6 protein-coding genes are annotated in these 5,876 nt (G+C 70.1%); 4 read left to right on the top strand and 2 right to left on the bottom strand.

What is annotated here, in order from left to right; genetic code table 11:
- From FXN61_RS46615 to FXN61_RS46605, 3 genes are all read left to right on the top strand, one after another.
- A partial coding sequence (locus tag FXN61_RS46615; RefSeq protein WP_167980214.1) for an NAD(P)/FAD-dependent oxidoreductase occupies window positions 1-319 on the top strand: 319 nt, incomplete at its 5' end.
- The gene (locus FXN61_RS46610; protein ID WP_167980213.1) at window positions 316-1,191 is read left to right on the top strand and encodes an aminotransferase class III-fold pyridoxal phosphate-dependent enzyme; all 876 of its coding nucleotides are present in this window, start codon (window positions 316-318) and stop codon (window positions 1,189-1,191) included. The genes FXN61_RS46615 and FXN61_RS46610, both read left to right, overlap by 4 nt.
- Window positions 1,188-4,016, top strand: a complete 2,829-nt coding sequence (locus FXN61_RS46605) for an FAD-binding and (Fe-S)-binding domain-containing protein (RefSeq protein ID WP_246293138.1) — start codon at window positions 1,188-1,190, stop codon at window positions 4,014-4,016. The genes FXN61_RS46610 and FXN61_RS46605 overlap by 4 nt, the downstream gene beginning before the upstream one ends.
- Window positions 4,017-4,061: 45 nt before the next feature.
- Here FXN61_RS46605 and FXN61_RS51230 read toward each other — a convergent pair whose 3' ends face one another.
- Both FXN61_RS51230 and FXN61_RS46600 read right to left on the bottom strand, forming a co-directional pair.
- The gene (locus FXN61_RS51230) at window positions 4,062-4,181 is read right to left on the bottom strand and encodes an SDR family oxidoreductase (RefSeq protein ID WP_246293140.1); all 120 of its coding nucleotides are present in this window, start codon (window positions 4,179-4,181) and stop codon (window positions 4,062-4,064) included.
- 174 nt (window positions 4,182-4,355) lie between these two features.
- Window positions 4,356-5,024: a haloacid dehalogenase type II gene (locus tag FXN61_RS46600; protein WP_167980212.1), complete on the bottom strand. Its 669-nt coding sequence runs from the start codon at window positions 5,022-5,024 to the stop codon at window positions 4,356-4,358.
- Window positions 5,025-5,549: 525 nt separating this feature from the next.
- Here FXN61_RS46600 and FXN61_RS46595 point away from each other — a divergent pair.
- Window positions 5,550-5,876, top strand: a 327-nt coding sequence (locus FXN61_RS46595) for a transporter substrate-binding domain-containing protein (RefSeq protein ID WP_167980211.1), incomplete at its 3' end; no start/stop codon positions are given.

Here is a 5,876-nt window from a genome sequence, read left to right as displayed (position 1 = left end):
GAAGGCGATGGTCGAGGTCTTCCCGCAGCTCGCCGGCACGCACGTCGACTACTGCTGGGGCGGCCTGGTCGACATGAGCATGGACCGGATGGTGCACGCGGGCGAGCACGACGGGTTGTTCTACTCGGTCGGCTACTCCGGCCACGGCGTCCAGATGGCCACGCACATGGGCAAGCAGATGGCCGACTACATGAACGGCACGACCGCCGCCAACCCCTGGCGCGACCTGTCCTTCAAGCGGATCCCCGGCCACTTCGGCCCGCCCTGGTTCCTCCCGTTCGCGGGCGCCTACTACAAGTTCAAGGACTACATCAAGTGACGGCGTCCCTTGGCCGGGCCACGCCGGACGTGGCGGCCCAGGGCGAGAACGGCAGGCGCTACCTCGACTTCTCCACGGGCGCGGATCACCACCGCCCGAGGGACGTGGAGGCGGCCCTGCGGGTCGCCAGGCAAGCCACCGGCAGACGGAACGTCCTGGCCTGCCGCGGAGATGTGCCCGCCGGCTCCGTCCTGGTGACCGGCGTTGTGGCCATCCCGTTCCCGATGACCCACCACCACGGCAGGGACACCGACACGGCGACCCGGTTCGCGTTGCGGGAACTGGACCGCGTCCTGCGGACGATCTCCTCCCCCTCGGACACGGCCGCGATCATCGTGGAGCCGGTGCTGAGCGAGGACGGCTGCGTGCCCGCCACGACCGCCTTCATGAAGGGGCTGCGCGAACGCGCCGACCGCCACGGCTTCCTGCTGATCATCGACGAGGTGCGGACCGGCTTCGGCCGCACCGGGCGGTTCTGGGGTCACGAGCACTTCGGCGTGACGCCCGACGTTCTGGTCACCGGCGAAGGGCTCGCCGCCTCCGAGGAACTGGTGCGCAACGCCGAGGTGATGGGCGCCCGGCTGCGAGCGGGACTGCAGGCCGTCGGCGCCTCCGTCCGCGCCATCGGGGATGTGCGCGGCCTCGGGCTGATGCTCGCCACCGAGTTCGTCACCGCGGACGGCCACCCCGACGGGGAGACCGCCGCCCGCGTGCAGCGCGCGGCGCTGGAGCAGGGACTGCTCGTGCAGCTGTGCGGTACGTGGAACCACGTCGTGCGGATGACTCCGGAGCTGGTGATCGACGAGGCCGGTGTCGACGAGGCGCTGCGCGCGTGGGCCGCTGCCGTGGCTGCCGAGGTGTGGCGACGATGACGGACCTGGAGCAGCTTCTGGCCGAGACCGCGCCGGGGATGCGGCTGGAGATCGGCGCCGGTGGAACCGCGGCCTACGCGTATGACGCCTCCAACTACCGCGTGCCGCCGGTCGCCGTGGCCTTCCCCAGGTCCACAGAGGACGTCCGCGCGATCCTGCGAGCCTGCCGTGAGCTGGGTGTTCCTGTCACGGCACGGGGCGGCGGCACGAGCATGGCGGGCAATGCCGTCGGTCGGGGTGTTGTGATCGACCTTTCGCGCCACCTGAATCAGGTGCTCGATGTCGACGTGGAGTCCCGCACGGCGCGGGTGCAGGCCGGAGTCGTCCTCGACGACCTGCGGGACACCGTCGCGCCGCACGGGCTCACCTTCGGCCCGGACCCTTCGTCGCACAGCCGCTGCACGATCGGCGGCATGATCGGCAACGACGCGTGCGGCAACCGCTCCGTGCGGCACGGCCGCACCAGCCGTCACGTCGAGGCGCTGGAGATCGTCACCGCCGACGGTGTGCTCGCCGTCGCCGACCACAGCGGACTGCACGCCGTAGATCCCGGCGACGAAGCCCTGATCGACCAGCTCGCCGCACGCGTGCGCAGTCTGATCGCGGACAACCTCGCGCCGATTCGCACCGAGCTGGGTCGCATCCCTCGCCAGGTGTCCGGCTACCAGCTGCACCACCTGTTGCCGGAGAACGGCTTCGACCTGGCCCGCGCACTCGTCGGAACCGAGGGCACCTGCGCGGTCGTCGTGGGCGCGACGGTGCGCCTGGTGACCGTGGCCCCGGCGTCGGCGCTGCTGGTGCTCGGCTATGACGACGTCGTGGACGCCGCCGAGGACGTGCCGGAGATCCTCCCGTGGTCCCCCACCACGGTGGAGGGCATGGACGAGGCCATCGTCGCCACCATGCGAGCGCGCCGCGGCCCGGACTCGGTCACCGGCCTGCCTGGTGGGCGGGCGTGGCTGTACGTGGAGCTCGACGGCGGGGACGAGACGGACGTCCACGCCGCGCGGGCGAGTTGCTCGACAAGCTCAAAGCCCTTGGACGGCTGCGCGACGGCCGGGTGGTCGACACCGAGGCACAGCTGCGGTCGCTGTGGCGAGTCCGCGAGGACGGTGCCGGACTGGCGGCCCGTCTCCGTCGACGGCGGCGAGTCGTGGCCGGGCTGGGAGGACGCGGCGGTCGCGCCCGAGCGCCTTCCCGGCTACCTGCGTGACTTCCGCGCGCTGCTCGCGGCCCACCAGCTCACCGGTGTCCTTTATGGACATTTCGGTGCCGGGTGCGTCCACGTGCGCATCGACTTCGACTTCGCGACGGACACCGGCCGGGCGGCTGCTCGCCGGTTCCTGTGCGAGGCGGCTGAGCTCGTCGTGCGGCACGGCGGCACGCTGTCCGGCGAGCACGGCGACGGGCGAGCCCGCGGCGAGTTGCTGGAGGTCATGTACAGCCAGCCGGTTCTCCGCGCGTTCGCGGCCTTCAAACGGATCTTCGACCCGGACGGCCTGCTGAACCCCGGCGTGATCGTGGCGCCTGCCCCGCTGGACGCCGATCTGGCTCTCGAGGCACCGCGGCCGGATGGCCGTCCCACGCTGTTCACCTACCCGCACGACGAAGACGGTTTCGACGGCGCCGCACGGCGGTGCGTCGGGGTCGGCCGCTGCCGCAGCCACACCGGCGGCGTCATGTGCCCCAGCTACCGCGCCACCGGTGAGGAAAACCACTCCACCCGCGGCCGCGCCCGGCTGCTGCAGGAGATGCTGCGCGGTGAAACGATCCGCGATGGCTGGCGGTCGGCGGAAGTCCGCGACGCACTGGATCTGTGCCTGTCGTGCAAGGCCTGCTCGACCGACTGCCCGGTGGGCGTGGACATGGCGACCTACAAGGCCGAGTTCCTGCACCACCACTACCGCGGCCGGCTCCGGCCCCGTTCCCACTACTCGCTGGGCTGGCTGCCGCTCACCTCGGTGCTCGCCGGACATTTCGCGCGGCCCCTCAACGCGGTGCTGCGCGGACCGTTCGGCAAGCTCGCGGCCCGGCTGGGCGGTGTCACCACCCGCCGCGCCATCCCCTCCTTCGCGCCGCGCCGTGCGCTGCGCAGGGCCTTGCGCCGCAAGAGCGACAAGCCGGTCGTGCTGTTCTTCGTCGACAGCTTCACCAGGGCCTTCCGACCCCAGGTCGCCGCCGCCACCTCTCGCGTGCTCGACGCCGCGGGTACCCCGTGCGTGCCGGAAACCGGGCTGTGCTGTGGTCTGACCTGGGTCAGCACCGGTCAGCTGTCGGTCGCGCGCCGGGTGATGGCCAGGACGGTGGCGCGGCTGGACCGCGGCCCGCACCGCGACCTGCCCATCGTCGTCGCTGAGCCCAGTTGCGCGGCGGCTCTGAAACGAGACGTGCCCGAACTGCTGGGCACCGACGCCGCCCGCCGGGTCGCCGCTCGCGTGCACACCCTCACCGGCGCACTGACCGATCTGTCCACTTCGGACTGGGCGCCGGACGTGCCGGACTCCGTGGTGCTGCAGACGCACTGCCACGAGTACGCGACCTTCGGCAGCCGACGTCCGCACGACCTGCTGCGCAAGATCGGCGTGCGGAAGGTGACCGAGGCAGAGGGCTGCTGCGGGCTCGCCGGCAACTTCGGCTTCGAGGCCGAGCACTACGAGACCTCGATGGCCGTCGCGGACCGGTCGTTGCGGCCGCGCCTCGACGAGGAACCCGATGCGGTGGTCGTCGCCGACGGCTTCAGCTGCGCGACCCAGGTCGAGCATCTGGCCGGCGGCCGGGGCGCCCTGCACCTGGCTGAGCTCCTCGACCCCGGAGAGAAGCCCTGACGCCGGAAAGCCGCGCCTCACCAAGTGGGGCGCGGCTTTCCGGTGTCAGGACGCCGTGTAGCTGTCGTCCACGGGGAGGACGGCACAGGTGATGTACGAGGATTCCTTGCAGGCCATGAAGAGCATCGCGTCAGCGACTTCTTCCGCAGTGGCGAGCCTGCGCAGCGGGATGTCCTGCTCCCTGGTGCGCTGGTGCGCTGGTGGGCACGGGATCAGGCCTGCGCTGGAACGACGCCTCGACGACGGGAGGCGGGGTCAGGCCCGGCGCACGGCCGTGGTTGCCGGCCGAGAAGGTCCCCGGGAGGCCCCGCTGGTGGAGCCTCCCGATCCCGGTGCGGCTCAGATGCCGAGCAGCGGTGGCACTTGGGAGAGGGCGGTGACTTCGTGGTAGCTGTAGCCGGGGGTGCTGGGCTCGAACCCGCGGTTGACGTGGACCTTGTGCGTGACGCCGAGGTCGTTGCAGACCATCAGGTCGTAGCGCGGGCTGGCGGAGACGTGCAGGACGTCCTTGGGGCCGCACCCGAGCTGGTCGAACATGTACTCGAACGCCTGGTACCTCGGCTTGTAGGCCTGGGCCTGCTCGGCGGTGAAGACCGCGTGGAAGGGCGCGCCCAGCTTCTCCACGTTGCTCATCACCTGACTGTCGTCCGCGTTGCTCAGGATGACGAGGGGGTAACGGGACGCCAGAGCCCGCAGCGCCTCGGGCACCTCGGGGTACGGGCCCCACGTCGGCAGGGCGTCCACGATCGCCTGTCCGTCGGCCTCCCGGTACGGCAGGCCGAAGCGAGCCAGGGTCTTTCGCAGCGAATCGTGCATCACGGCGTAAAAGGGCTTCCACGGCCCCAGTACTTCGTCAAGACGCTGCCACTGGAAGCTTTTCATGAAGTCGTCCATCTGATCAGCCGGCACCACGTCTGCGAGCAGCTCGCGCGTCATCGCCGCGAGCTGCCAGCGGATCAGCGTCCCGTGCATGTCGAACGTGATGTATTTCGGCTCGAAGTCGATCATTCGCGTTTCTCTCTTTCTTGACTGGACGCCTCGGCGGTGAAGAAGAGGTGGCCGTCCCGCATGCGGAGAGGGCACGACACTTCACGTACTGCGCTCGGCACTGTCGACGCTGCGTAGCGAGTCGGCCAGCGAGGAGACATCCGCCTCGACTCAGCTGAGCGCCTCGCTGCTGGACAGACCGTACCACACTTCGTTCCAGTTCCAACCTGAAACTTTTCCTGGCTGAGGCGTTGACAGTCCGTAGTGGGCGGCCTAGCGTCAGGTCACCCCACCACGTCGGCTGGAAGGGTGTCCGTGAAGACCGCGACCACTCGTCCGACATACGTCCGAAAACCAGCTAGCTGACCATCGGCCGGCTCACCTCCACCGGTTCCGACGGATTCCTGGCCGATTTGCCGCGCCCGGGTGTGCGGGATTTCCCGACCCGCACCCCACGGGTTGAACAACTTCGCGCTACCCGCCGCGAGGCCCATCGGCGCCCCCCCGTGCGCACAATTCTTCTCTCTTGATGAAGGAGTGGCCGAAATGCGACTCAAAAGACTTCTGTGTGCCGTGACCGCCGCGACGTCCGTGACACTCGCCCTCGTAGCGTGCGGATCGGTCGACGCCACCCAGAGCGGCAGGCCCGACCAGGCGGCCGAGCACACCGACGACATCTCGGCCGGCGTGCAGCCGGACCCGGCGGCGGTGAAGCTGCTGCCCGAGTCGGTGAAGGCCAAGGGCAAGATCTCGGTGGCGATGGACCTGTCCAGTCCGCCCACGACGTTCCTGGCGAAGGACAACAAGACCCCGATCGGGTTCAACCCGGACATGGCGCGGCTGATCGCGGCCAAGCTCGGGGTGAAGCTGCAG

Source organism: Lentzea indica (genome assembly GCF_012184385.1).
Taxonomy (GTDB): Bacteria; Actinomycetota; Actinomycetes; order Mycobacteriales; family Pseudonocardiaceae; genus Lentzea; species Lentzea indica.
The sequence above is the reverse complement of the archived record's forward strand: the minus strand, read 5'-3'. Positions and strand labels throughout refer to the sequence as shown.

Coding starts and splice junctions, on each gene's coding strand:
- FXN61_RS46605 (WP_246293138.1), top strand. CDS start 1,188: ATGACGGACCTGGAGCAGCTTCTGGCCGAGACCGCGCCGGGGATGCGG.
- FXN61_RS46600 (WP_167980212.1), bottom strand. CDS start 5,024: ATGATCGACTTCGAGCCGAAATACATCACGTTCGACATGCACGGGACG.